At 72.3% G+C, this 25,071-nt stretch carries 23 protein-coding genes; 12 read left to right on the top strand and 11 right to left on the bottom strand.

Going from position 1 to position 25,071, the window contains the following annotated elements; genetic code table 11:
* Positions 1–2,281, top strand: a 2,281-nt coding sequence (locus tag AB0F11_RS32940; protein ID WP_362181778.1) for an SDR family NAD(P)-dependent oxidoreductase, incomplete at its 5' end; no start/stop codon positions are given.
* Positions 2,282–2,347: 66 nt separating this feature from the next.
* Here the strand turns inward: AB0F11_RS32940 and AB0F11_RS32935 are convergent.
* Positions 2,348–3,169, bottom strand: coding sequence for a helix-turn-helix transcriptional regulator (locus AB0F11_RS32935; RefSeq protein WP_362181775.1), 822 nt, complete (start codon positions 3,167–3,169; stop codon positions 2,348–2,350).
* 339 nt (positions 3,170–3,508) lie between these two features.
* On the opposite strand from AB0F11_RS32935, the gene AB0F11_RS32930 reads away from it, so the two are divergent.
* The 4 genes from AB0F11_RS32930 (at position 3,509) to AB0F11_RS32915 (ending at position 6,744) form a co-directional block, all read left to right on the top strand.
* Positions 3,509–4,108 carry an ATP-dependent Clp protease proteolytic subunit gene (locus tag AB0F11_RS32930; protein ID WP_362181772.1) on the top strand — a complete coding sequence of 200 codons (600 nt, stop codon included), beginning with the start codon at positions 3,509–3,511 and terminating at the stop codon, positions 4,106–4,108.
* Between the two features lie 127 nt (positions 4,109–4,235).
* Positions 4,236–4,859, top strand: coding sequence for an ATP-dependent Clp protease proteolytic subunit (locus AB0F11_RS32925; RefSeq protein WP_362181770.1), 624 nt, complete (start codon positions 4,236–4,238; stop codon positions 4,857–4,859).
* 6 nt (positions 4,860–4,865) lie between these two features.
* Positions 4,866–5,675: an alpha/beta fold hydrolase gene (locus AB0F11_RS32920; protein ID WP_362181768.1), complete on the top strand. Its 810-nt coding sequence runs from the start codon at positions 4,866–4,868 to the stop codon at positions 5,673–5,675.
* 16 nt (positions 5,676–5,691) lie between these two features.
* Positions 5,692–6,744 (top strand): hypothetical protein, encoded by a 1,053-nt coding sequence (locus tag AB0F11_RS32915; protein WP_362181765.1) that lies wholly within the window; start codon positions 5,692–5,694, stop codon positions 6,742–6,744.
* Positions 6,745–6,998: 254 nt separating this feature from the next.
* Here the strand turns inward: AB0F11_RS32915 and AB0F11_RS32910 are convergent, their stop codons facing one another.
* The 3 genes from AB0F11_RS32910 to AB0F11_RS32900 all read right to left on the bottom strand — a co-directional run bounded on the left by AB0F11_RS32910 (position 6,999) and on the right by AB0F11_RS32900 (position 8,630).
* The gene (locus tag AB0F11_RS32910; RefSeq protein ID WP_362181762.1) at positions 6,999–7,403 is read right to left on the bottom strand and encodes a hypothetical protein; all 405 of its coding nucleotides are present in this window, start codon (positions 7,401–7,403) and stop codon (positions 6,999–7,001) included.
* Positions 7,404–7,473: 70 nt separating this feature from the next.
* On the bottom strand, positions 7,474–7,872 hold the full coding sequence (locus tag AB0F11_RS32905) for a roadblock/LC7 domain-containing protein (RefSeq protein WP_362181759.1): 399 nt from the start codon (positions 7,870–7,872) through the stop codon (positions 7,474–7,476).
* Positions 7,873–7,892: 20 nt separating this feature from the next.
* On the bottom strand, positions 7,893–8,630 hold the full coding sequence (locus AB0F11_RS32900; protein ID WP_362181756.1) for a MarR family transcriptional regulator: 738 nt from the start codon (positions 8,628–8,630) through the stop codon (positions 7,893–7,895).
* A 772-nt stretch (positions 8,631–9,402) separates the two neighbouring features.
* Here AB0F11_RS32900 and AB0F11_RS32895 point away from each other — a divergent pair.
* Positions 9,403–9,849, top strand: a complete 447-nt coding sequence (locus AB0F11_RS32895; protein WP_362181754.1) for a hypothetical protein — start codon at positions 9,403–9,405, stop codon at positions 9,847–9,849.
* A 132-nt stretch (positions 9,850–9,981) separates the two neighbouring features.
* On the opposite strand, the gene AB0F11_RS32890 is transcribed toward AB0F11_RS32895, so the two are convergent.
* On the bottom strand, positions 9,982–11,484 hold the full coding sequence (locus AB0F11_RS32890) for a SulP family inorganic anion transporter (RefSeq protein WP_362181751.1): 1,503 nt from the start codon (positions 11,482–11,484) through the stop codon (positions 9,982–9,984).
* Positions 11,485–11,582: 98 nt separating this feature from the next.
* Complete coding sequence (locus AB0F11_RS32885; protein ID WP_362181748.1) at positions 11,583–12,992, bottom strand: glycosyltransferase 87 family protein; 1,410 nt, start codon at positions 12,990–12,992, stop codon at positions 11,583–11,585.
* A gap of 105 nt (positions 12,993–13,097) precedes the next feature.
* Between AB0F11_RS32885 and AB0F11_RS32880 the strand changes: the two genes are divergently transcribed.
* Entirely contained in the window at positions 13,098–14,249 is a 1,152-nt protein-coding gene (locus AB0F11_RS32880) for a molybdopterin-dependent oxidoreductase (protein WP_362181746.1), read from the top strand.
* Positions 14,249–14,653 carry a hypothetical protein gene (locus AB0F11_RS32875; RefSeq protein ID WP_362181744.1) on the top strand — a complete coding sequence of 135 codons (405 nt, stop codon included), beginning with the start codon at positions 14,249–14,251 and terminating at the stop codon, positions 14,651–14,653. The genes AB0F11_RS32880 and AB0F11_RS32875 overlap by 1 nt, the downstream gene beginning before the upstream one ends.
* Positions 14,654–14,735: 82 nt before the next feature.
* On the opposite strand, the gene AB0F11_RS32870 is transcribed toward AB0F11_RS32875, so the two are convergent.
* The 3 genes from AB0F11_RS32870 to AB0F11_RS32860 are packed head-to-tail and all read right to left on the bottom strand — an operon-like array spanning position 14,736 to position 16,725.
* Complete coding sequence (locus AB0F11_RS32870) at positions 14,736–15,395, bottom strand: methyltransferase domain-containing protein (RefSeq protein WP_362181741.1); 660 nt, start codon at positions 15,393–15,395, stop codon at positions 14,736–14,738.
* Positions 15,392–16,012, bottom strand: a complete 621-nt coding sequence (locus AB0F11_RS32865) for a TIGR04282 family arsenosugar biosynthesis glycosyltransferase (RefSeq protein WP_362181738.1) — start codon at positions 16,010–16,012, stop codon at positions 15,392–15,394. Before AB0F11_RS32865 ends, AB0F11_RS32870 begins: the two co-directional genes overlap by 4 nt.
* Entirely contained in the window at positions 16,009–16,725 is a 717-nt protein-coding gene (locus tag AB0F11_RS32860) for a glycosyltransferase family 2 protein (protein WP_362181735.1), read from the bottom strand. Before AB0F11_RS32860 ends, AB0F11_RS32865 begins: the two co-directional genes overlap by 4 nt.
* A 124-nt stretch (positions 16,726–16,849) precedes the next feature.
* Here AB0F11_RS32860 and AB0F11_RS32855 point away from each other — a divergent pair, with 124 nt between their 5' ends.
* Together AB0F11_RS32855 and AB0F11_RS32850 are read left to right on the top strand one after the other, a co-directional pair.
* Positions 16,850–17,650, top strand: a complete 801-nt coding sequence (locus AB0F11_RS32855) for a response regulator transcription factor (RefSeq protein ID WP_362181732.1) — start codon at positions 16,850–16,852, stop codon at positions 17,648–17,650.
* Positions 17,643–18,752 (top strand): HAMP domain-containing sensor histidine kinase, encoded by a 1,110-nt coding sequence (locus tag AB0F11_RS32850; protein WP_362181729.1) that lies wholly within the window; start codon positions 17,643–17,645, stop codon positions 18,750–18,752. The genes AB0F11_RS32855 and AB0F11_RS32850 overlap by 8 nt, the downstream gene beginning before the upstream one ends.
* Positions 18,753–18,872: 120 nt before the next feature.
* On the opposite strand, the gene AB0F11_RS32845 is transcribed toward AB0F11_RS32850, so the two are convergent.
* Positions 18,873–19,937: an NAD-dependent epimerase/dehydratase family protein gene (locus AB0F11_RS32845; protein WP_362181726.1), complete on the bottom strand. Its 1,065-nt coding sequence runs from the start codon at positions 19,935–19,937 to the stop codon at positions 18,873–18,875.
* A 261-nt stretch (positions 19,938–20,198) separates the two neighbouring features.
* Here AB0F11_RS32845 and AB0F11_RS32840 point away from each other — a divergent pair, with 261 nt between their 5' ends.
* Positions 20,199–21,491, top strand: coding sequence for a molybdopterin-dependent oxidoreductase (locus tag AB0F11_RS32840; RefSeq protein ID WP_362181723.1), 1,293 nt, complete (start codon positions 20,199–20,201; stop codon positions 21,489–21,491).
* A complete protein-coding gene (locus AB0F11_RS32835; protein WP_362181720.1) occupies positions 21,488–22,027 on the top strand; it encodes a hypothetical protein in 540 nt (179 codons plus the stop codon). Before AB0F11_RS32840 ends, AB0F11_RS32835 begins: the two co-directional genes overlap by 4 nt.
* 1,095 nt (positions 22,028–23,122) lie before the next feature.
* On the opposite strand, the gene AB0F11_RS32830 is transcribed toward AB0F11_RS32835, so the two are convergent.
* Positions 23,123–25,071 (bottom strand): hypothetical protein (locus tag AB0F11_RS32830; RefSeq protein WP_362181717.1); only part of this gene is annotated, 1,949 nt, incomplete at its 5' end.

Here is a 25,071-nt window from a genome sequence, read left to right as displayed (position 1 = left end):
CTGGGTCGACCACATCCGTCACGCGGTCCGTTTCGCCGACGGCATCCGCACCCTGCGCCGCGAAGGCATCACCACCTACCTGGAGATCGGCCCCGTCCCGGTGCTGACTCCCGCAGTGGAACGGGTGCTCGACGAGTCGGCGGAAGACCGCCCGGCCGTGGCCGTCGCGGTACCGGAGCCGGCGGCCGTGGCCGCGGCCGTGGCCCGGCTCCACGTGAGGGGCGCCGCGGTACCGGAGTGGAAGGCGGTGTTCCCGGCGGGGACGCGTCCGGTGGCCGTACCCACGTACCCCTTCCAGCGGCAGCGCTATTGGCTGTCGCCGACGCCGGAGCCCCGGACCGCTCCTGCACTGTCGGGCGCCGGTGAGCACCCGGTGCTGGGCGGCGGCCTGGACCTGGCGGACGGCAGTACGGTGCACACGGCCAGGCTGTCCGCCGCCACCCACCCGGAGCTGGCGGACCGGGAACTCGGCGCGGACGGCACGCTGCTGGGCGGGACACCGCTGGTCCTCACCCGGCACGCCACGCTGCGGCTGCCCGCCGAAGGAGCGCTCGACGTACAGCTGGCGCTCGCCCAGCCGGACCGGAGCGGCCACCGGGCAGCGACCCTGCACGCGCGGCCGGTGCCCGCGGCCGGGGGCGCGCCCGGCGCGTGGCAGCGGCACGCCGAGGCCGTGGTGCCGGGTGTGGCGGGCTGTGCGCAGGAGGCCGCGCTGTACCGGGTGGACTGGATCCCGGTGCCGCTGCCGGAGGCCTTCGGCGGCAAGACCGACCCGGGCGACCGGCTGGTGTCGGTGCCCGTGGGGGCCCAGGCCGCGGCCCGGGAGGCATGGGCCCGGGTGCAGGAGCTGGCGACCGGGGGCGACCCCTCGGTGCGGCGGCTGGTGCTGGTCACCTCGGGCGCGTGCTCGGTCGCGGGTGAGCCGCTGACCTCGGATCCGGGAGCGGCAGCGGCCTGGGGCCTGGGCCGCACCGCGCAGTCCGAACTCCCGGGCCGGGTGGTGCTGCTGGACACCGACGGGACGGACGCCTCCCGAGCGGCGCTGCCGGCGGCGCTGGCCCTCGGCGAGCCCCAGCTCGCACTGCGGGAGGGGACGGCGTACGTTCCCCGCCTGGTCCTGGCCGGGGAACCCGGCGCGGACGAGGCGCGGGCGACACTCCGGGCGGACGGCACCGTGCTGATCACGGGCGGTACCGGGGCGCTCGGTGCCCTGGTGGCCCGCCACCTGGTGACCGAGTACGGCGTGGGGCGCTTGCTGCTGGTTTCGCGCAGTGGTGCGGCTGCGCCCGGCGCGGGGGAGCTGGTTGCGGAGCTGGGTGCGCTGGGTGCGCAGGTCACGGTCGCGGCGTGTGACACCGCCGACCGGGGGGCTCTGCAGGCGCTGCTGGCGGAGACCCCGGCCGCGCATCCCCTCACGGCTGTGGTGCATACGGCTGGTGTGCTGGACGACGGCACGCTGGAGTCCTTGACCGAGGAGCGGCTGGCGCGCGTACTGGCTCCCAAGGCCGATGCGGCCCGGCACCTGCACGAGCTCACCCGGGAGCTGGACCTCGACGCGTTCGTCCTGTTCTCCTCGCTCGCGGGAACGCTCGGCACGGCCGGACAGGGCAACTACGCCGCCGCCAACGCCTACCTCGACGCACTCGCGGAGCACCGGACGGGTCTGGGGCTGCGGGCCGTATCCCTGGCGTGGGGCCTGTGGGAGGGCGCGGGCATGGGCGGCACGCTCGGTGACACCGAGCGGAGCCGGATGGACCGGGCCGGCGTACGTCCGATGACGGCGGCCGCGGCGCTGGCCCTGCTCGACGCGGCGCTCACCCGCGGTGAGGCGGCGCTGGTCGCGGCCGCGCTGGACGGGAAGACGCTGTCGGAGCGGGCAACGGCGGGAGCCCTGCCGAAGGTGCTGTCCGCGCTGCCGTCCGCGGTCCCCGCCGGCGGCACGGCGGGCGACGGGAACGGCGGCGATCAGACCGGCGACGAGCCCGGCGGCGAGTCGGGCTCCGCGGCCGGACCGGTGGTGCTGGACGCGGAGCAGGCGTACACGCTGGTGCTGCGCCATGTCGCCGAGGTCCTGGGGTACGACGACCCGGAGGAGGTGGAGGTCGAGGAGGAACTGCTCGACCTGGGCTTCGACTCGCTGATGGCGGTGGAGCTGCGCAACCGGCTCAACGACGAGACCGGTCTGGTGCTCCCCAGTTCGCTGGTGTTCGACTTCCCGACGGTCGGCAAGCTGGCGGACCACCTGGCGGAGCAGCTGGCTCCGAGTACCGCCGGCGAGTAGGCGGGGTGTGTGCTTCTCGCGGTCGGGCCCACGGCCGGACCGCGAGAAGCAGGCCTCGCCACCGGCCTATGCTGCGGCCAGACCCTGCTGTTCGGCGGCTAACGGGGTGTGGACGATGAGACGCACGGTGCCGTTGGGGTCCTCATGGAGCAGTTCGACCATGCGCACCGCGATGACGCCGTGCTCGGGGTGGCGCATGTGGTGGACCCGCGTCAGCGGTCCGCACACCCGGTGCTCGTCCCACCACTCCCGGAAACGGGCGCTGCGGCGGGAGAGTTCGTGGATCATCCGATCGGTGCGCGGGAGGACCCGCCAATCCGTCACCTCGGCCCGGAACCGGGCGACGAGGTGGCGCGAGGCGCTCTCCCAGTCGACGAAGCGGCGGTGGGCCACCTCGGAGGTGAGCATCCACACGAGCAGATTGCGCTCCTGCTCGGGCAGTTGGCCGAAGTCGGTGAGCCACGTGGGCACCGCTCGGTTCCAGCCAATCAAGTCACCGGAGAGGGAGCAGACGTAGGCGGGAAACGGGTACATGTTCTCGGCCACCGCCTCCAGGTACTTCCAGGAGTCGGGCGTTCCCGCCGACGGTGCGCACGCATCGGGCTCGCGGGACAGGGCGACCAGGTAGTCGCGTTCGAAGACCGAGAGCCCGAGCACGCTGGCAAGGCCGTCCAGCACGTCCGGTGAGGGCGAGACGTCCCGGCCCTGCTCCAGGTACGTGTACCAGGTGGGACTCACCCCGGCGAGTACGGCGACTTCCTCCCGGCGCAGCCCTGGGGTCCTTCGTCGGACGCCATTAGGCAACCCCACTTCGCAAGGCAAGATACTTTCACGCCTTTTTCTCAGAAAGTGCGCGCGTTCCAGCCTTCGATGCTCACCGATTGTCACGTTCCACCCCCGTGTGAACTGTGGCTAATGATCGTTTGCATCTAATCACAGTCGTCCGACACGGCCGTCGACGGAGAACGTCCCTGCACCGGCTCCTGCGCCGTGCGCTCTCAGCGAACGAATTGCCGGTCAGGCGTCGCGTCCGAATGATCGTGCTACGGTCACGATGTGTGAAGATCGGTAAGTCTCACGGCAGTTGAAGGCCCCGATCGGAGCAAGAGAACGGAACGGCACGGAAGTATCGAACGGTGGCGGTTGCTGCCGGTGGATCCACATGGGGGTTCAGTGACTCGTCAGGATGATTACCAGGCAGCGGATTTCGGCCACATTGCGCCGCGAATGGACAATGGGGGCACCCCGCCCTGGGGCATGGGTGATCAGGTATTCAGCAGCCTTCTCCAGCACCGCATTATCTTCCTCGGTCAGCCCGTCGACGACGACATCGCCAACCGCATCACGGCGCAGCTCCTCATGCTCGCCGCCCAGACCGAAGAAGACATCTACCTGTACATCAACTCGCCCGGCGGTTCGGTGACCGCCGGCATGGCGGTGTACGACACGATGCAGCTCATCAAGAACGACGTCGTCACCATCGCCATGGGCTTCTGCGCCTCGATGGGGCAGTTCCTGCTGACCTCCGGCGCCCCCGGCAAGCGCTTCGCCCTGCCGCACGCGAAGATCCTCATGCACCAGCCGTCGGCCGGCTTCTCCGGCTCGGCCAGTGACATCCGCATCTACGTGCAGCACCTCCTCAAGACCAAGAGGGAGATGGCGGAGCTCATCGCGCAGCACTCGGGGAACGACGTCGAGCGCATCACGAAGGACTCCGACCGCGACTACTGGTTCTCGGCCCAGGAGGCCAAGGAGTACGGCCTCATCGACGACGTGATCAGCTCCACCCCGTCGATGCCGGGCGGCGGCGGACTCAAGGCGAGCTGATCCGGACCCTGTCCCACACGGGCGCGGCGGGTGACCGAGCGTCACTCGCCGCGCCGTCGGTGTTCCCCTGCCCTTAGGGCCTGTCCGAACCCCACCGAGTCCCTGTGAGTACGGAGGCTGTTTCCCCATGCACAAGTACGCGCCCCAGGCCCGCTACGTCGTCCCCCGCTTCGTGGAGCGCACCTCCCAGGGCGTGCGGGAGTTCGACCCCTACGCCAAGCTGTTCGAGGAGCGGATCATCTTCCTCGGCTCCGAGATCGACGACACCTCCGCCAGCGACATCATGACCCAGCTGCTCTGCCTGGAGTCGGCCGACCCGGACCGCGACATCTCCATCTACATCAACTCGCCCGGCGGATCCATCACTTCGCTGCTCGCCATCTACGACACGATGCAGTTCGTCAAGCCGGACATCCAGACGGTCTGCATCGGACAGGCCACCTCCGCCGCCTCGGTCGTCCTGGCCGCGGGCACCAAGGGCAAGCGCGTCGCCCTGCCCAACTCCCGCGTCCTGATGCACGCCCCGGCCAGCCCCGGCCAGCAGGGCCAGGTGTCGGACCTGGAGATCCAGGCGCTGGAGATCGAGCGCATCCGGGACCGGATCGAGGAGATCATGGCCCACCACACCGGCCGCGACAAGGAGCAGATCCGCCACGACCTGGACCGCGACAAGATCCTCACCGCCCAGGGCGCCCTGGAGTACGGGATCGTGGACCAGGTGATCATGCCCCGCGGCAAGAACGGTTCCTGACCGGACATGGCCTTCTCCCATGCTGCGAGCAGGTGGTTCCGGCGGTTCTCCACGGAGGCCGAGGACGGGATGACGCTGCTGTGCTTCCCCCACGCGGGGGGAGCGGCCAGCACCTACTTCCCGATGGCCAAGCTGCTCGCCCCCCGAATAGGGGTGTGCGCCGTGCAGTACCCGGGGCGGCAGGACCGCCGCGGGGAGCCCCCGCTGGACGACCTGGCCGAGCTCGCCGACCGGATCACCGAGGCGTTCACCGAGCTCGCCCCGGACCGGCCCCTGGCCCTGTTCGGACACAGCATGGGCGCCCTGCTGGCGTACGAGGTCGCGCGCCGGCTGGAGACCGCCGGGCGGCTCCGGCCGGTCCGGCTGATCGTTTCCGGCCGGCGGGCCCCGGGCCACGCCGGCACGCGACCCGACCTGCACGACCAGGACGACGCGACGATCCTCGCGGAGCTGCATCGGCTGAGAGGTACGGACGCGGCGGTCCTCGCCGACGACGACCTGGTCCGGATGCTCCTGCCGACCCTGCGCAGCGACTACAAGGCGGTCGAGTGCTACCGGGCGCCCGCGCCCGGAGAAGGCGTACTGGCCTGCCCGGTCTCGGTGTTCACGGGGAGCGAGGACACCCACGTCACCCGCGAGGGGGCCGAGGGATGGGCGGCGTTCACGACCGGCTCCTGCGACGTGGAGTCCTTCCCCGGCGGTCACTTCTTCCTCAACGCCCACCGTGAGGCGATGGCCTCGGCCCTCGCTGCACGGCTCGACGGCGCGGGCGTCGGACAGCAGCCGGGCAGGCCGTTTTCGCCGCAGACCCTTTGAATCCAGGAGAACCACCATGTCCGTGCGAGGGCTGCACAGACCCCTGTCGTACTTCGCCGTGGCCATGGCCGTCACGGCCCTGGTCAGCGCCGTCGGACTCGTCGCCGACGACCGCGTCCTGGTCGGCGAGCCGATCTGGCTCAAGCCGCTGAAGTTCGCGTTGTCGCTGGCGGTCTACGGCGCCACGCTGGCATGGCTGCACTCCTTGCTCGTCCGCGGCCGGCGGGTCAGCTGGTGGGCGGGCACGATCATCACGGTCGGCTCCTCGGTCGAGATGGCGCTCATCGTCACCCAGGTCGTGCGGGGGACCCGCAGCCACTTCAACCAGCAGACCCCGTTCGACGCGGGCCTGTACGCCGTCATGGGCGTGATCGTGGCCGTCCTCTGGCTGGCCACCCTGGTGATCGCCGTGCTGCTGCACCGGCAGCCGCTGCCCGACCGGGCGACCGCCTGGGCCATCCGCTCGGGAGCGGCCATCTCGGTCGTCGGGCTCGCGCTCGGCTTCCTGATGAGCGCGCCGACACCGGAGCAGCTCGCCGACGGGGCCTCCGGCATCATCGGCGCCCACAGCGTGGGTGTCCCGGACGGCGGACCGCAGCTGCCGGTGACCGGCTGGTCCGCCGAGGGCGGCGATCTGCGCATCGGCCACTTCGTCGGCATGCACGCCCTCCAGGTGCTGCCCCTGCTGGCCCTCCTCCTCGCCCGCCGGGCCTCCGGTGCGGGCCGGCTGGCCGACGGCACCGTCCGGCTGCGCGTGCTGGTCGTCGCGGCGGCCGGGTACGCCGGCCTGGTGGCCCTGGTGACCTGGCAGGCGCTGCGCGGCCAGCCCCTGGCCGAACCGGACGGGCCGACCCTGGGAGGGGCCGCCGGCCTGGCCCTGGCCTGGCTGACCGCAACCCTGCTGGCGCTGCGTAGCCCGCGCACCGTGGCGCCTGCGCAGGATCCGGGCCGCCCGCCGGCCGCCGGAGTCCCGTCTGCCGTACAGGGCCCCGAACCGGCGGAGGGCAGCGCGCCGTCCGCCGGGCTGCACGCGGTCGGCACGAGTCCCGGACGCCCCGGCAACAGCTGACCGGGTGCTGGAGTCGCTCACCGGCCGTTCAGCAGCTGGGTGGTGGCCAGTTCCCGGTAGAGGGTGTCCGCTGCCAGGAGTTCGGCGTGGGTGCCCACCGCCCGAGAGCCTGCTGCCGCGGTGGCCGACGTCGGTGTCGGGGCCGCGGGGCAGACGGTCCGCCACCGCGTCGAGCCGGACGAGCGGCAGGGCGTGGCGGAGTAACAGCGAGAACGTAAAAGCGTACTTTCGGCGTTACTGCCGACCATGAGCGGTCACAGCTGCCCGTAACTCTTCAGCACGCGGCGCGCCTGGGCGAAGAGCATGCCCACGTTCACGGTCTTGCGGCAGACGACCACGGCGACCACCTCGTCGGTGCTGTCGACCCGTAGGAAGAGGTGTGCCAGGTTGTCGCTGTTGACCAGGATCTCCTGGAAGCAGTGGCGGTCGCTGACGATCCCACGGCGTTCCTTGAAGATGCCTTCGATCATCACGACGTTGCGGCCCTGGAACAGGTCGAGGGTCGCGGCAGCAAGCATGTCGAGGACTTCCGCCGGATGCGAGTCGACGGTCTCCACCGACAGCAGCATGCCCGTGGACATGTCGATGACCCCTGCGGCCACGCAGTCCGGAACCTCTGAGCGCAGGCTCTTGACTAGGCTCGAAACCCGCTCGGACATGCTCTGGGTCCCTCGGGCTTCTGGTCCGCTCATCGTGCTCCTTAGGTGTGTGGTGTTCAGGCGCAGGGGGTCAGTTGCCCGGAGCGGGCGGGGCGGCCGGGTCGAGCAGTGCGGTGAGGCGCTGCGCGGAGGCCTGCGTTTCGTCGTGCAGGCGCCCGACGTCCAGGCCCGCGTCGGCGAGCACTCCGATCAGCGCCATTTCGCCGACGGTGTGCGCGATCAGGTAGCCGTCGGTGAACCGCGAGACGGTGTGGTGGAGCAGGCCTTTGCTGGTCATGGAACCGGCGCGGCGGGCAATGCTGAGGGTCGCCGCAGTGAGTGCGGCCAGGCTCTCCGGATCAGCCACGTCGTCGGTCTCGGCTGTGATGAGCAGACCGTCGACCGAGGCCACCACCACGTCGGTGACGCCGACCACCTTCTCCCGAAGGGCCCGCACCTCCGTGACGAGCTGCGCATTCCTGGTTGTCACGACTCTCCTGTTGTGTTCGTTCACTTGTGTCCGCCGGGGGCCAGGTACTTCGCGATGAGTGCCGGCGGGGGCCGCCAGTGCCCACCCACGGGCCGCAGCGGAAGGACCGTGTTGATGCCGCTCGCCCCCGGGAGGCGGTGCGGCAGCTCCGCCCGAGGCCGACCGTCGACCGGGGGCGGGCCGTCCCCGGTCGACGCCCGGGCCGTGGCCACCGTTTCCACCAAGCCCTCGCCCATCAGCCGCGAGACCTCGACGGAGACGGCGTACAGGCTTCGGCCGAGCAGGAAGGCGATGTCCCGGACGCTGCGACGGCCGTTGGCGCGCAGCAGGATCTCCCTGCGCTCCCCCGTTGCCGGGCCGCTCAGCTGCGCCGATCCGGCGTCGGTCAGGGCCGGCCGGCTGCGGAAGGGGGAGAGGGAGTGACCGAGCGCCCCGAGGACCCGGATCCGCCGCCCGGCTTCATGTACCAACCATTCCGGTTCGATGCCCTCCGGCGCGGCCAGCCGGCAGGAGTCGGAGTGGTGGTCGATGGTGAATCCGTCGATCCGCCCCATTCCCACGGCCAGGGCTCCGTCCAGTGCGGCCATCATGCACATCAGGTGCAGTTCCGCGCTGCCGACCAATTCCCGGGCGACGAGTTCGCGCCCTATGCGGCCGTCCCCGGCTCCCGACCGGATGACCGACGTCCAGTCGGCCTCACTGACCCGGCCCGAGCGCAGCAGCAGTGTCTCGACCCCTGGTGCGCCGGGTGAGGCCACTTCGACGAGTGCGCCGCACCGGAGGTGGAAGGATCCTCCGGGGTCACCCGCCACCAGCAGCGTTGCGGAGAGCTTGTCCCGCGACGCCTGGGTGAGCGCCCTGGCCAGGTCGAGCCCTGTCGCTCTCGAGGGTTTCCGGTGCGCCGGTAGATCAATTTCTGACATGCCCCTGCAATCAGTCGCATTCTCCTCGGATGCCCGTGACCGACAACCGCATATGCCGGACCGGTAGTCGGAACCCTAGTCAGCCGGGTCGATTATCTGATCAAAGGTCACACATTGCTCATAATCGACCCCGACTGAAATTCACTTGCGTGCTTCATGTCCTATTGATTTCGCATTTGCTCGTCGACCGCCGACGCGACGGCGGACGTGCGGCCACGCCGCAGGGACTCGATCCGGCGTCCGGGTGAATGTGCATGCCGCCCATGTACGCGCAGGCGAGGCGACGGGATGCTTGGCGGATGATCACTGCTCCTTTACGGCGGACGGCCGTTCCGGTGGCTGTCGCGGCTCTCCTGGGTGCCGCTCCGGCCGGTGCCCCGCAGGCGTCCTGGGACACCACGGAGAGGTGCGTTCAGACGGATTGGGACAACCGCTGCCTCCCCACGCGGACGGGGAACGCCGAGCTCGGATGGCAGTACTTCTCCCGCCCGCACGGCATCACCAGCTACGCCAAGAGCACCGATGACGGCAGGTACGAAGCGCCCGGCGCGAAGGGGAAGGTCGGAGTCATCACGGCCTACTGCCGGGAAGTGCAGAAATGCCCGTCATGGGTCAACTGACCTGTTCGCAGGAGTGCCTCTCCCGCGCGCAGGGCGCCGTTGCCGCAGCCCTCTGGCAGTACACCGACACCCCCATCGACAGGCCGTACTACGTCCGCGGATGTGTTCCCGAACCGGACGAGGCCGCAGTGATCGTCGCGCTGTGGACCGGTCCCCGGGCACGGGAGAAGAGGAACCTCTTCCTGCTCGTCCCCCTCGTGTCGCGCGGACTGCCCGTCCCGCCGCGGCACGTCGTTGCGGGGCCGATGAGCCTCGCCCGCGGGACACACCTGTTCGGCTCCGTCGGGCGGCGCTTCGACGGCAAACCCCTCCTCGACGGCAGCGGTCTGGTCGAGGGCAAGGGCCGGCCCTGCCTGTGCGACGACGCCGCGGAACCCCACGGGCCACGCGGCTTCTACTTCGAGCACCCCGGCCGGCCGAAGCGCTACCCATGACTCCCGGGGCAGACGCGCGCGGGATGACGCGCTCGTCGAGCCGTGCGGCGTCGCCCGTCGGAGCCGGGCTGCGGGGGCGGGGGAGCCGAGCCATGCCCCCCGGCCGTCGAGCGCCGTGCGTGGGTTTCGGCGTCAGCCCGTTGTGGTGAGCTCGCCGCTGAGGGTGTCGTGCAGGGTGGCGCTGGGTCCGTTCAGGCCCGTGATTTCGACCGTCTTGCCGCGCTGGGCGTAGCGGTGCTCGATCGCGTCGAGCGCCGCCACCGAGGAGGCGTCCCAGATGTGGGCGGCGGAGAGGTCGATGACGATCCTGTCGGGGTCGCCCGCGTAGTCGAAGCGGCCGACGAGTTCGTTGGAGGAGGCGAAGAACAGCTGGCCGGTGACGGCGTAGACGACCTGGCTGCCGTCAGGGTCGGTGACCGCGGTGACGTCGGCGAGCCGGGCGACGCGCTTGGCGAAGATCACCATCGCGGTGACGGACCCCGTGACGACGCCGACGGCGAGGTTGTGGGTGGCGACGACACACGCGACGGTGACCGCCATGACGGTGATCTCGCCCGCGGGCATCCGCTTCAGCGTCCTGGGGGCGATGGAGTGCCAGTCGAAAGTCGCGAAGCAGACCATGACCATGACGGCGACCAGGGCGGCCATCGGAATGTCCGAGACGACCGGTCCGAAGACGATGCACAGCACCATCAGAAACGCGCCCGCGAGAAAGGTGGACAAGCGGGTCCGGGCGCCCGAGACCTTCACGTTGACCATGGTCTGGCCGATCATTGCGCAGCCGCCCATCCCACCGAAGAAGCCGGTGACGATGTTCGCGACGCCCTGCCCGACGGCCTCCCGGGTCTTCGATGAGCGGGTGTCCGTGATCTCGTCGACGAGCTGCGCCGTCATCAGCGACTCCATCAGTCCGACGAGTGCCATGGCGAAGGCGTACGGGGCGACGGTGGCCAGGGTGTCGAGCGTGAAGGGCACGTCGGGCAGTCCGGGGACGGGCAGCGAGGACGGCAGCGCTCCCTTGTCGCCGACGGTCGGTACGGCGATGCCCGCGGCGACGGTGATCACCGTGAGGACCACGATCGAGACCAGCGGAGCGGGAACCGCGGTGGTGATCCTCGGGAAGAGGACCATGAACGCCAAACCGGCCGCGAACAGCGGGTACACGGCCCACGGCACGTTCCGCAGCTGCGGCACCTGGGCCATGAACACCAGGATCGCCAGGGAATTGACGAAGCCGACCATCACCGAGCGCGGGATGAACCGCATCAGCCTGCCCACGCCCAGCGCGCCCAGCGCGATCTGGAGGACCCCGGCCAGGATCACCGCAGCCACGAGATACCCGAAGCCGTGCTCCCGGTTGAGCGGGGCGATGACCAGGGCCACCGCCCCGGTCGCGGCGGAGATCATCGCGGGCCGGCCGCCGACGACGGCGATCGTGACGGCCATGGTGACGGAGGCGAACAGACCGATCGCCGGATCAACCCCGGCGATGATCGAGAAGGAGATCGCCTCCGGGATCAGCGCCAGCGCGACGACCAGGCCGGCCAGCACCTCGGTACGCAGCACCTTCGGGGACAGCCAGGACGGGCGGAAGGAGCGCACCCGGGCGAGTACGGAAAAGGAAGAGTCGGGCAAGTCGGGCAAACCTGTCGGGCGGGCACACCGCCGGCGGGCAGGCGAGCGTACGGGAAGACGGGACGACCCTCCACGGTACCGGCGCCGCGCCGGGCAGATCACGGCACGGCCCGCTGCGGGAAGGTGCGCCGGCGACGGACCCAGGCCATCACGAGGACGAGCGCGGCCGTGGCGCCGTACGCGAGGTTGCTCGGCATCGGCCGGTAGCCGAGGGACGGGCCGAGGACGTAGACGGCGGCGCCCGCGAGTGCGACGCCCAGCCATTCCCAGCGTCCGTCCAGGGCGACGAGTGCGACCAGGAGCAGGGCGTACCAGGAATAGCCGGGCGTGAGGAGCACGAACGCCCAGCCGGTGACCGTGAGGGCGCCGCTCCACGGCCGCCTCGGGTCCCCGCGCCACATCACGGACACGGCGATGACGGCGATGACGGCGGCCAGTGCGGGGAACGCCCAGGAGTCGGGCAGGACCAGGCGCAGGAGCGCGTAGCGGGACCCGTCCGAGGCGTCCTCGTAGCCCTCCTCCTGCACGTAGCCGCCGAGGTAGCCGAGGACCGAGGCGTGCGAGAAGAGGACGTAGGGGAGGTAGGCGAGCACGACGAAGGCCGCCGCGGGCAGCAGCACGGCGGCCGCGTCGCGGACGCGCCGGACCCCGGACAGGGCGCCGGGGAGGACGACGGCCGGCACCAGCTTGGTGGCGATGGCGGCGCCGATCAGCACACCGCCCGCCGCCCGCCGGGCCAGGGCCCGCGAGGCGACGAGGCCGAGTCCGGCGACGGCGAGCAGTACGCCCAGGACGTCGACGTGGGCGTTGTTGACCGCCTCCAGCGGAACGGCCGGGCACCAGGCCCAGTACGCGGCCTTGCGGAGGTCGTCGCCGCGTCGTCGCAGGATCAGCAGGAGCGCGCCGGTCACGCCCAGCGAGACCAGGCAGGCACCGGTCTGGAGCGGCTTGTGCCGGGCACCGGTGGGGGAGAGCCGGTCGACGGCCAGGAAGTACACCTCGGCGACCGGCGGGTAGATCGTGTGGACGGCGGGCCTGTTGATGCGGGTGCACTGCGCAGTGCCGTCAGCGGACGGGATGCGGGCCAGGTCGGGGCCCGTGCAGGCGGTTCCGGTGGGGAAGAGCCAGGGGTCGCGCAGCCGGGCGAGTGCCGGTTCCTGCGGGGTGTGGTCGTACGGGGAGACGCCGGCGGACTGGACGCGGCCGTCCCAGGCGTAGCGGTAGGAGTCGGTGCTGGTCCGCGGCGGCCCGGCCAGCCCGGTCACCGTGACGGCCACGGCCCCCGCCACGACCAACCGTGCGACGTGGCGGCCCGGGACCCGGCGCAGCGCCCCCAGGGCCACGGCGAACAGCACCCAGCCGGCCGCGTACCTCAGGAACAGGCCGTTGGGGTCGCTGAAGTAGCCCCCGTACCGGATGGTGAGGACGAGGACCGCCGTGAGCGCGGTGAGGGCCACGGCGGTGGCGACGAGCGCGGTGCGAGGGGCGAGGGCGGTAAGGGGTTTCACCCGGGGAAGCGTTCCAGGAACCGGCGTCCGAGTGTGGTCGGCGCCGTGGGCGTCCGTGTTTCGTAAGGTGTTCCGGCCCCCTGCGCGGCCCCCGCCGGGAGTGTGATGGGAGGCATGCGTCTCACCCTGCCTCCGTGGCCGCCCGTGACCTTCACGGCGCGCCTGCACGATGCCCGTACCGCGACCGCGATCGGCCGCCGGCTCGGCCTGGCCATGGCCGTCTGCTTCGCGACCGGTGTCGTGAGCCACTACCTCCAGCACCCGCCGGAATGGCTGGCCGACCGGCTGCCGAGCCGCCCGTACTGGGGCTACCGGCTCACCCAGGGCCTCCACGTGGCGTCCGGGATCGCCGCGATCCCGCTGCTGCTGGCGAAACTGTGGGCGGTCTACCCCCGGCTGTTCGCCTGGCCCCCGGTGCGATCGGCTCTCCACGCCCTGGAGCGGATCTCCGTGGCCGTCCTGGTCGCCGCGGGGCTGTTCGAGCTGTCCACGGGTCTGCTGAACACCTTCCAGTGGTACCCCTGGCCCTTCAACTTCGTTCCCGTGCACTACGCGGTCGCCTGGCTGCTGCTGGGCTCCCTGGTCCTGCACGTCGCCGTGCAATGGCCGCAGATCCGGTCCCACTTCACGCTCCGGTCCCCCGGAACCCTGGCCCTGCCCGAGGCCGACGGGCCGGACCGGCGCCGGCTCCTCCTCGGCGTATCGGCCGCCGTCGGGGCGGTGACGCTGACCACGGTGGGACAGTCCGTGACCGCGCTCGGCCCGCTGGAGCTGTTCGGCCCGCGCAGCCCCGCCCACGGCATCCAGGGGCTGCCCGTGAACCGGACGGCCGCCGCCGCACGCGTCACCCGGGCCTCGCTCGCCGACTGGCGGCTGACCGTGGAGGGGCCCCGGCCGTACACCCTGACCCTGGACGAGCTGCGCACCATGCCCCAGCACGAGGTCACCCTGCCCATCGCCTGCGTCGAGGGCTGGAGCAAGTCCGCCCAGTGGACCGGGGTACGGGTACGCGACCTCCTGGAACGGGCGGGTGGCGGCCCGGGAGCCCGGGCCCGCGTGGTCTCCCTCGAAGCGGCGGGCGCCTACCGGGTGACGGAGATGGGGCGTCACTACGCGCAGGACCCGCTCACGCTGCTCGCCCTGCGCCTCAACGGCGAGGAGCTGTCCCTGGACCACGGCTACCCGGCCCGCATCATCGCCCCCAACCAGCCCGGCGTCCTGCAGACCAAGTGGGTCGGCCGACTGGAGGTCCTGTGATGGGCTTCCGCTGCGCAGTGGGCGGGTTCGGGCTGGTGCTCGCGGGCCGTGGCGGATGGCTGCTGCTCCAGCAGCCGGAGCCGTGGCGGATCGCCGTCTGGCTCGGGGGAGCGGTCGTCGTGCACGACGCCCTCGTCGCGCCGCTCGTGATCGCGGTCGCCGCCCTCGCCGCCGCGGCGGGACTGCGACTGCGCGGTGTACCGCGCGGGGCCCTCGTCGTCGCGGGCTCCCTGACCGCGATTGCCCTGCCTCCGCTCCTGCGTCCCGGCGGGGTGGCAAACCCCACCGTCCTGCCGCTCGACTACCTGCGCAACTGGCTGCTCGCCATGGCGGCCGTCGCGCTCTTGACCGCCGCCTGCGCCGGTGTACGTGCCGTGCTGCGCAGGACCGTCCGCAGGGCCTGATCGGAGCGTCGCGCGCAGAACCGCAGGGACGGGATCCGCAGAAGTGCGGGTCCCACCCCTGCGGTTCGCCGCGCAGGAACCGTCAGCGCGTGAGGTGGACGAAGTGCCGGCCCGCCGCCTGCCAGGTCCCGTACGGGGTCCAGCCCGCGCCCCTCGCCTCGGCGCACAGGGCCCGGGTGCCGAGCCGTGCCCACCGGAAGGACGCCCCACGGCCGCCGTTGCCGTCCTCGACATGGACCTCCACGCGTTCGTCGACGTCGGCGGCGGCCGCCTCGACCAGCAGGGAGCCGTCGGGTGCGGTCAGTTCGGCGGCCCGGCGCAGCAGGGCGGCGGGGTCCCCGCCGATACCGATGTTGCCGTCGATCAGCAGGACCGTGCCCCAACCGCCCTCACCGGGAAGCGGGTCGAAGACCGACCCGCACAGTGCGCTGCCACCCGTCCGCACGGTACGGGCCACCGCCTCGGGGGTGACGTCCACGCCCAGTGCCGTGCGACCGATCCGGGCGAGGGCTGCGACCATACGGCCCGGCCCGCAGCCGATGTCGAGGACGCGTCCGGTACACCGGGCCAGGACGGTGTCGTCGGCCGCATCGGGCTCCGCGCACCACCGCTCGACGTCGAGCGGCAGAAGCCAGCCGTCGTGACGACGGAGGTAGAGCGGGCCCCGGCCCACGCGCAGCGCGTCGGCGTACGGGTCGGCCTGCCAGGCGCGGGCGGCCGGTTCGGTGAGCTGGGCGGTCATCGCGCCACCGTGCACAGGGCGGAGTACAGGGCGGCGAAACGGGTCCGCGGTGCGGCCGCGGCGACGCGTGCCGCGTCGGCGGGGGTGTCCACGTCGCACAGCTCGGGCAGGTCCCGTACGGCCAGCCCCGCGTCGATGAGCCGCCGCCGCTGGACCTCACCGGTCTGCGGCACGGACATGGGCACGCCGAGGACCAACGCCGGGTCGGGGTCTGCCAGGCCGAGCGCCCAGAACCCTCCGTCGTCGGCGGGCCCGAACCAGGCGTCCGCCTCGGTGAAGTCGAGCCCGGCCGCGAGGAGGCCCGGGGTGACCTGCGGGGTGTCCATGCCGATGAGCAGGGCCGGCCCGTCGGCCAGCGCGAACGCCGCGGCCAGCCGGACGTCCAGGCCGCCCGTGCCCTGCGGGACGACCTCGATCCCCTCGGGGACCCAGGACGCCGGCTTGCCGTCCAGGACCAGGACGCGGCGCCCGGCCGGCGCGGCCAGGACCGCGGCCAGGGTGTCCCGGAGCGAGGCGAGGGCCAGGTCGGCCGCCTGCTGCGGGGTGAACGCCGGGGTCAGACGGGTCTTCACACGGCCCGCGACCGGCGTCTTGGCGATGACGAGGAGGGTGCTCATGCGGAGCCCCCCTCGGCCGGTGCGCGTCGGGTGACCGGCGGCTCGGCCAGGACCCTGCGCATGTCGCGTACGGCGTGCCAGGTGCCCCGCCAGGTGCCTGTGACCTTGGACTTCCCGGACCGGGGCAGATAGGGGACGTCCGTCTCGGCCACCCGCCAGCCCGCGTCGGCCGCGCGGACGACCATCTGGAGGGGGTAGCCGCTGCGCCGGTCGGTCAGCTCCAGGCCGAGCAGGGCCTCGCGGCGCGCGACCCGCATCGGGCCGAGGTCGTGCAGTCGCAGCCCGGTCCGGCGGCGCAGCATCCCGGCCAGCGCGAGGTTTCCGGCGCGGGCGTGCACCGGCCACACGCCGCGCTCCTGCGGCCGGCGCCGGCCGAGCAGCAGGTCGGTCTCGCCGGCCGCGACCCGCTCGGCCATCGGGGCGAGCAGGCCGGGGTCCATGGAGGCGTCGCAGTCGCAGAAGCAGACCAGCTCGGCGCGTGCGGCGAGCAGCCCGGCGTGGCAGGCGGCCCCGAAGCCGCGCCGGGCCTCGTGCACGACGGTGGCGCCGAGGCCGCGGGCGATGTCCGCAGAGCCGTCGGTGGAGCCGTTGTCGACGACGATGGCCCGCCACCCGGCCGGCACCCGTGCCAGCACCCAGGGCAGGGCCTGCGCCTCGTCGAGACACGGCAGTACGAGGTCCGCGCGGGGCGGACGGCAAGCAGAGGAAGTCACCCTCCACACCGTAGGAAGCAGAAGGCCGGGAAGGGCGCCCGAAGACCTTACGAAACGCGGACACCACGTCGCCCCGCGGCAGCCCCGGGTCCGCCCCCGGGCGCCGCGATGTCACTCTGGACGCATGGCACCCAGCAACGAAACCGACCGCGGCCCCTCCTCCGGCGGCGTCGGGGGCCGCGTCCTGGTGGTGGACGACGACCCGACGGTCTCCGAGGTCGTGGCCGGCTATCTGGAACGGGCCGGGTTCACGGTGGACCGCGCCGCGGACGGCCCGGCCGCGCTGGAGGCCGCTGCCCGGCGCCGGCCGGACCTCGTCGTCCTCGACCTGATGCTGCCGGGCATGGACGGCCTGGAGGTCTGCCGCCGGCTGCGGGCCCGTTGCGACGGCGGGCCTTCCGTACCCGTGGTGATGCTCACCGCACGCGGCGACGAGGACGACCGCATCCTGGGCCTCGAGGTCGGCGCGGACGACTACGTGACCAAGCCCTTCAGTCCGCGCGAGCTGGTCCTGCGCGTGCGGTCGGTCCTGCGCAGGGCATCCCCGGTCCCCGCCGACGAGCCCCGGCTCGCGGCGGCCGGCCTGATGGTGGACCCCGCCGCCCGCCGAGCCACGAAGGAGAGATCCGAACTGCCGCTCACCTTGCGGGAATTCGACCTCCTGGCCTACTTCATGCGGCACCCCGGCCAGGTCTGCGACCGGGAGCGGCTGATGCGCGAGGTCTGGGGCTGGGACTTCGGCGACCTGTCCACCGTCACCGTGCACGTCCGCAGGCTGCGGAGCAAGATCGAGAAGGATCCGGCCGATCCGCAGCTGATCCGCACGGTGTGGGGGGCCGGGTACCGCTTCGAGGCGGGCCCGTACCCGTCCGACCGGCCGACGGCCGAGGCGGCCGTGCCCCGGGCGGAGGACGGCCGTGCGTGACCTGCTGCTGATCGCCCTGTACGCCTTCCTCGGCGCGGCGGCCGCCGGACTGCTCGGCGCGGCCGCGCTGCGGATGCTGCGCCGGCGGAGCGTGGCGGTGTCCCTCGCGGTCGTCGCGGCGGTCGCCGTGTCCGCGATGCTCGCCGGGACGCTCGCGGTGGCCTGGGCGATGTTCCTGTCCTCGCACGACCTCGCCGTGGTGACCACCGTCGTCGCGATGGCCGCCGCCGTCTCCCTCGGCACGGCCCTGCTGCTGGGCCGGCAGGTCGTGCTGCGCTGCCGGGAACTCGTCGGTGCGGCACGCGGCTTCGGGCAGGACGGCACCTTCGCGGCTCCCACCGTTCCGGCCCCCGCCGAACTCATGGCGCTGAGCCGCGAGCTGGCGCTCACCAGTGAGCGCCTGGTGGCCTCACGCGAACGCGAGCGCGCACTGGAGACCTCCCGGCGGGAGCTGGTGGCCTGGATCTCCCACGACCTGCGGACCCCGCTCGCCGGGCTGCGCGCGATGTCGGAGGCCCTCGAGGACGGCATGGCGGCCGACCCGACCCGCTACCACCGGCAGATGCGCGCCGAGGTGGAACGCCTCAACTCCATGGTCACCGATCTGTTCGAGCTCTCCCGCATCCACGCAGGCGCGCTCTCCCTCAACCCGACCCGGATGTCCCTGTACGACCTGGTCGGCGACGCGCTGGCGGGCGCGGACGCCCTGGCCCGCGCACGCGGGGTGCGGCTGGCGGGCGGGGGCGTCGCCCCGCTCCCGGTGGAGGTCGACGGCAAGGAGATGACGCGGGTGCTCTCCAACCTGCTGGTCAACGCCATCCGCCACACCCCGGCCGACGGCACCGTCGCGGTCGCAGCCGAACGCCGGGCGGACGCGGTGGTGCTGTCCGTCACCGACGGGTGCGGCGGGATCCCGGAGGAGGACCTGCCCCGCGTCTTCGACACCGGCTGGCGCGGGTCACCGGCGCGTACCCCTCCCTCCGGCGCGGGCCTGGGCCTGGCCATCGTCCGCGGCATCGTCGAGGCCCACTCCGGACACGCCGACGTCCGCAACGTGCCCGGCGGCTGCCGCTTCGAACTGACCCTCCCGGCCCCCGCCTAGTAGGGCTTGGTCAGGTTGCTGCCGGCTCCGGGCTCCGCGGTGGGCCGTAGCGGAGCCGACCGACGGTGGTGTCGGCCGGCCCCCCGGCGCGTCCGGTCCCCGCGGGCAGCGCGGGGGCCTTCAGTCGACGGCGCCCGCCGACGCCCGCTGACCGGACCGGGCGAACTGCGCCATTCCCTCGGCGAAGCCCACCTCCGGGCGCCAGCCCAGCTCGTCGCGCAGCCGGGCGGAGTCCGCGGTGATGTGCCGTACGTCGCCGAGGCGGAACTCGCCCGTGACCACCGGCGCGGGCCCGCCGTGCGCCGAGGCGAGCTCGGACGCCATCTCTGCGACCGTGTGCGGCTCCCCGCTGCCGGTGTTGTACACGGTCAGCCGTGCGGAGGCCATGCCGCCCACGGCCTCCAGCGCCACCACGTTCGCCGCGGCCACGTCCGTGACGTGGACGAAGTCCCGCCGTTGCGCCCCGTCCTCGAAGACGCGGGGGGCTTCGCCCCTGGCCAGCGCGGACCGGAAGAACGAGGCCACCCCGGCGTAGGGGGTGTCGCGAGGCATCCCCGGCCCGTACACGTTGTGGTAGCGCAGCGACACCGCACGGCCCTCCGTGTACCGGGCCCAGGACGCCGCCAGGTGTTCCTGGGCCAGTTTCGTCGTCGCGTACACGTTCCGCGGATCCGTCGGCGCGTCCTCGCCGACCAGGCCCGGCGCGAGCTCGGCTCCGCAGTCGGGGCAGCGGGGCTCGAAGCGCCCTGCCCGGAGGTCCTCGGTCCGCCGCGGCCCGGGGCGTACCGTGCCGTGCCGCCCGCAGGAGTACCGGCCCTCCCCGTAGACCACCATCGACCCGGCGAGGACGAGTTCCCGGACCCCGGCCGCGGCCATCTCCGCCAGCAGCACCGCCGTCCCGAGGTCGTTGCAGCCGACGTACTCGGGGGCGTCCGCGAAGTCCTTGCCCAGGCCGACCATCGCCGCCTGGTGGCACACCGCGTCCACTCCGCGCAGTGCCGTCCGGACCGCGTCGGGGTCCCGTACGTCGGCCCGGACGAACTCCGCATCGGGCAGGGGCGGAGTACCGCGGTGGGCGGCGGGGAGCAGGGCGTCGAGGACGACGGGATCGTGCCCGCGGGCCTTGAGGGCGGTGACGATGTGGGAGCCGATGAACCCGGCTCCTCCGGTGACGAGTACGCGCATGCTCCGGACGCTACGCACAGCCGGGGCCGGCGGGGCTCTCCGGCGCGTGCACGTAAGACATCCGTCATGCATCGGGGCCGCAGCGGGGACCGGGCGCCCGTGCTGCGGGGCCGGGTGCCGCCATGCGGGACTCCGGGTCGGCGTGTCACCAGACCTCCGGTACCTGCGGTGGGGCATGTTCTCGTAGGCGGGGCGGCGAGGCGGGCCCCGCAAGGCGGAAGCTGCGGAGGTGCCATGGAGGCGAGCGGCGAGGGGGAGGGGGTGAGCGCGCGCCTGCGGTCGGCCCTGGCGTCCGTGTGGGCGGCCGGCCCGCAGTGGGGGCCGTCGCGTCCGGAGTTCTGGCGCAGCCCGCTGAGGGGGCCGTGGCTGACCGCCGTGTTCGGTGCCGTCCTGCTGTTCGGCGTCGTGGTCCTCTTCGTGACGGGCCTGCTGTCGTACGCCGCGTACGACCCGGATCTCGCCGCGGTGAACGACCAGACCCCGGACAAGGGGTGGCTCGGCTTCTACCTCTTCTCCTGGCCGACGTCCCCGTACTGGCTCTACCGGGTCACCCAGGGCGTGCACGTCACTCTCGGTGTCGCGCTCGTGCCCGTGCTCCTGGCGAAGCTGTGGTCGGTGATCCCCAAGCTCTTCGCCTGGCCGCCCGTGCGGTCGGCGGCCCAGGCCGCCGAGCGGCTCTCCCTGCTCCTGCTGGTGGGCGGTGCCGGGTTCGAGTTCGTCACCGGCATCCTCAACGTGCAGCTCCACTACGTCTTCCCGGGCTCCTTCTACACGCTCCACCTCTACGGTGCCTGGGTGTTCATCGGCGCCTTCGTCGTCCACGTGTCCTTCCGGCTGAAAAGGGCCGTACGGGCCCTGCGCGCCGGGCCACGGCAGCCGCCGCCCGACAGCGAGGAGGCGGCGGGACTGGTTTCGCCCCGCCCGGCCGAACCCACGATCACCCGGCGGGGCGCGCTGGGGATGGTCGGGCTGGGGTCGCTGGCGCTGCTCGTGGTGACCGCCGGGCAGAGCGTGGACGGGTGGTTGCGGCGGACGGCGCTCCTGGCGCCGCACGGCCAGGACCCGGGATCCGGGCCGAACGGTTTCCAGATCAACAAGACCGCGGTCTCGGTCGGCATCCGAGCCGCCGACATCGGGCCGGCCTGGCGGCTGACCGTACGCGGCGCCGGCCGCCAGGTCGACCTGACCTACGCCCGACTGCTGGAGCTGCCCCAGAGCCAAGCGCGGCTGCCCATCGCCTGCGTGGAGGGCTGGTCCACTTCCGACCAGCAGTGGAGCGGGGTCCGCCTCACCGAGCTGGCCGCTCTCGTCGGCCTCGGCGCCGAGGACGGCCCGCAGGTCCTGGTCGAATCCGTCCAGCGCGGTGGATCGTTCAGCTCCGTCGTCCTGAGCGCCTCCCAAGTCCGCGACGACCGCTCGCTGTTGGCCGTACGGGTCAACGGGGCCGTCCTCTCCCGCGACCACGGGTACCCCGCCCGGGTGATCGTCCCGGGTGCCCCGGGGGTCCACAACACCAAATGGGTCACCCGACTCACCTTCGGGGAACCCTCATGAAGCTGCCCACCGCCCGCGCCGCCACGACCGCCTTCCGCCGCCGCTACGGCGCCTCCCCGCTCCACCTGCTCCTCGTCCTGGCCTCCTTCGCCCTGGCCTGCTACGCGGGCCTGCGCCTGCTCGCCGGAGACACCCTCGGCGTGGCCGTGTGGTGCGTGGGGGCCGCGCTCCTGCACGACCTCGTCCTGCTGCCGCTGTACGCGGTCACCGACCTGGCCGTCCAGCGCGTCCTGGGTGACCGCTCCGGGGAGGGGGAGGGCAAGGGCAAGGTCAGACCGCGGGCAGGGGTCAACCACGTCCGGGTGCCCGCCTTCGTCTCCGGCGTCCTGCTGCTGGTGTACTGGCCGCTGGCACTCCGCCAGGTCGGCCACTACACGGTCACCACCGGCCTGCCGGCCGACGTCTTCCCGGGACGGTGGCTGCTGATCACCGCCTGCCTGTTCGCCGCTTCGGCGGCCGTCCTTGCCGTGCGGCTCTGGAACGGCGGCAGGGACGCGCGCAAGGCGCGTGCCCGGGCGCGCAGAGCCGGCAAGTGACGTCGCCGGCGCGGATCGCACAGCGGTCGCACGCAGACGATGGCGCGGTCTCGCCACCCGCTACGAGACCGCCACCATCTGTCCCGCAGCCCGCCACATCGCCGGGATCGTCATCGGATCCGCGGGACCGCGCATATGCACCATCCCCGCCCTCAAATGCTCCTATACGTCAGGATTCTGACCCTGGAGCAGCTATCTGGGGGTCAAGGGATCGCAGGTTCAAATCCCGTCGTCCGGACTTTGCTTCGTGCAGGTCGAAGGCTGTTCTCTCACACACGGGAGGACGGCCTTTTCCATGCAAGTAATGCTGGTGGTCGCAGTGTGGTCGCACGCCCGCTTTGGGGTTGGTTGGCGGTGGGGTGGAAGCCGGTCGGGGCGGGGGAGCGGAGCCGTTTGAGGGCTTCGCGGAGGTGCTGGACGTGGTCGCGTGGTGGTCGCAGCCGGGCGAGGACGGTGTGGGGCCGCAGGGGTCGGCCGTCGGTGGTGACGAGGTGGTTGTTGTCGATCGCGGAGAGCGTGCCACGTACATAGAGGACACGCTCGGCCAGGTGGACGTCGTCCCAGTGCAGACCGAGGGACTCTCCTTTACGTAGGCCGGTGCCGATGAGGAACCTCGAACAGGTCGGCCATGCCCGGGTCTGCCTGGTGGCAGTGCTGGAGGAAGCGGACGGCCTCGTCCGCGGTCCAGATCCGCTCGGGCGACGGTGCACGGTGAAGTGCCGGGGCATCTATTCTTTCCGTCCGCCCCGGACAGACCTCAGGAGCGAAACGAGCAGCCCGAATGCAGGACTGTACGCCAATTGAATGAAGTGCGGCGACATTCGCTGTCAACCGTCGGTGCGGAATCGGGTCCCGGCACACTGCTGCTGGCACGACTGCGCAACAGCTTGAGCGCTCATTCCTGCCGTCCGCCGTGATGGTGTGGCATGCCCATCTGACCCATCGCCCCCCCTCGGCGTATCGGTTTTCAGCCTGCGGGAAGGTTCCGACATGAAGCGTCAGTCACTTCGCAGATCGTGGATCCGGGCCGTCACCACGCTCGCGGCGTCGGGAACTCTTGGATTGCTTGTCAATCTCGGTTCGTCAACGACCGCTTCAGCCAACGCGACAGCTATGTCCGTCGATTACTCCATCGGTGTGCCAGGATCGAACGGTGCTGTGAGTGCCGACTTCGAGCCCCGCCCACCGCGGAGGGCCGATGACGACGGTGGTCGTGGTGACGACGGTGGTCGTGGTGACGACGGTGGTCGTGGTGACGACGGTGGTCGTGGTGACGACGGTGGTCGTGGTGACGACGGTGGCCGTGGTGACGACGGTGGCCGTGGTGACGACGGTGGTCACGGTAACGGCGGTGACGACGGTGGTCACGGTGACGAACCAGGCGGGCATGGGACGGGCAGTGGCAATCCTCATGAGCACCCTCGCCCACCAGGCCCCCAGGGCCCCCAGGGCACGCAGGGGTTCCAAGGCGCGCAGGGCAGCCAGGGCTTTCAGGGCAGTCAGGGGTTCCAGGGCACGCAAGGATTCCAGGGCACGCAGGGCAGTCAGGGCATCGGGTCCCAGGGCCCCCAAGGCAGCCAAGGCTTCCAGGGCAGTCAGGGGTTCCAGGGCACGCAAGGATTCCAGGGCACGCAGGGCAGTCAGGGCACCGGGTCCCAGGGCTCCCAAGGCGCTCAGGGAAGTCAGGGCTCCCAAGGCAGTCAGGGTTCTCAGGGCATCGGCTCCCAGGGCAACCAGGGTGGGGCAGGCCCGCAGGGAAGTCAGGGCAGTCAGGGCGGTCTCGGGGCGCAGGGCAGTCAGGGGACCGCCGGCCCGCAGGGAAGTCAGGGGGCCGCCGGAACCCAGGGCAGCCAAGGCAGCCAGGGCGGTGCCGGGGCGCAGGGCAACCAGGGCGGTACCGGAGCCCAGGGCAGTCAGGGCGACGCTGGGGCGCAGGGAGGTTCGGGCAGTCAGGGCGGTCTCGGGGCGCAGGGCAGTCAGGGAGACGCCGGCCCGCAGGGAAGTCAGGGGGTCGCCGGAACCCAGGGCAGCCAAGGCAGCCAGGGCGGTGCCGGAGCGCAGGGCAACCAGGGCAGTACGGGCTCGCAGGGCAACCAGGGCGGGGCAGGCCCGCAGGGAAGTCAGGGCAATCAGGGCGGGATCGGAACCCAGGGAAGCCAAGGCGGTCAGGGTTTTCAGGGCGACACCGGCACGCCAGGATCCCAAGGCGTCCCTGGCACCCAGGGTGGTCCCGGTGTCCAGGGTGGCGCCGGTGTTCAGGGTGCCCAGGGCGGTATCGGCCCGCAGGGTTTCCAGGGTGCGCAGGGCAGTCCGGGTGGTTCGGGAGCCGGCCCGCAGGGCAGCCAGGGCAGCCCCGGCACCCAGGGGTTCCAGGGCAGCCAAGGCAGCCAGGGAGTCCAGGGCAACACCGGCGCCCAAGGGGACCAGGGCAGTCAGGGATTCCAGGGCAGCCAGGGGTTCCAAGGGGGCGCCGGAGTCCAGGGCAGCCAAGGCGACGCCGGTCCGCAGGGAAGCCAGGGCGGTATCGGTCCGCAGGGCGGCGAAGGCAGTCAGGGCGATGTCGGCAGCCAGGGCAGCCAGGGCGGCCCCGGTGCGCAGGGCAGTCAGGGTGACGCGGGGGCGCAGGGAAGTCAGGGCAGTCAGGGCGATGTGGGCAGCCAGGGCAGCCAGGGTGGCCCGGGTGCGCAGGGCAGTCAGGGTGACGCGGGGGCGCAGGGAAGTCAGGGCGGCGAAGGCGGTACGGGAGCCCAGGGCAGCCAGGGCGGCCCGGGTGCGCAGGGCAGTCAGGGTGACGCCGGGGCGCAGGGAAGTCAGGGCGGCGAAGGCGGTACGGGAGCCCAGGGCAGCCAGGGCGGCCCCGGTGCGCAGGGCAGCCAAGGTGACGCGGGGTCGCAGGGAAGTCAGGGCAGTCAGGGCGATGTAGGCAGCCAGGGAAGCCAGGGCGGTCCAGGTGCGCAGGGCAGTCAGGGTGACGCCGGGGCGCAGGGAAGTCAGGGCGGCGAAGGCGGTACGGGAGCCCAGGGCAGCCAGGGCGGCCCCGGTGC

The organism is Streptomyces sp. NPDC032472 (assembly GCF_040636955.1).
Classification (GTDB): Bacteria; Actinomycetota; Actinomycetes; order Streptomycetales; family Streptomycetaceae; genus Streptomyces.
Note: the sequence above shows the minus strand (reverse complement) of the source record. Positions and strands in the feature narration are given on the sequence as shown.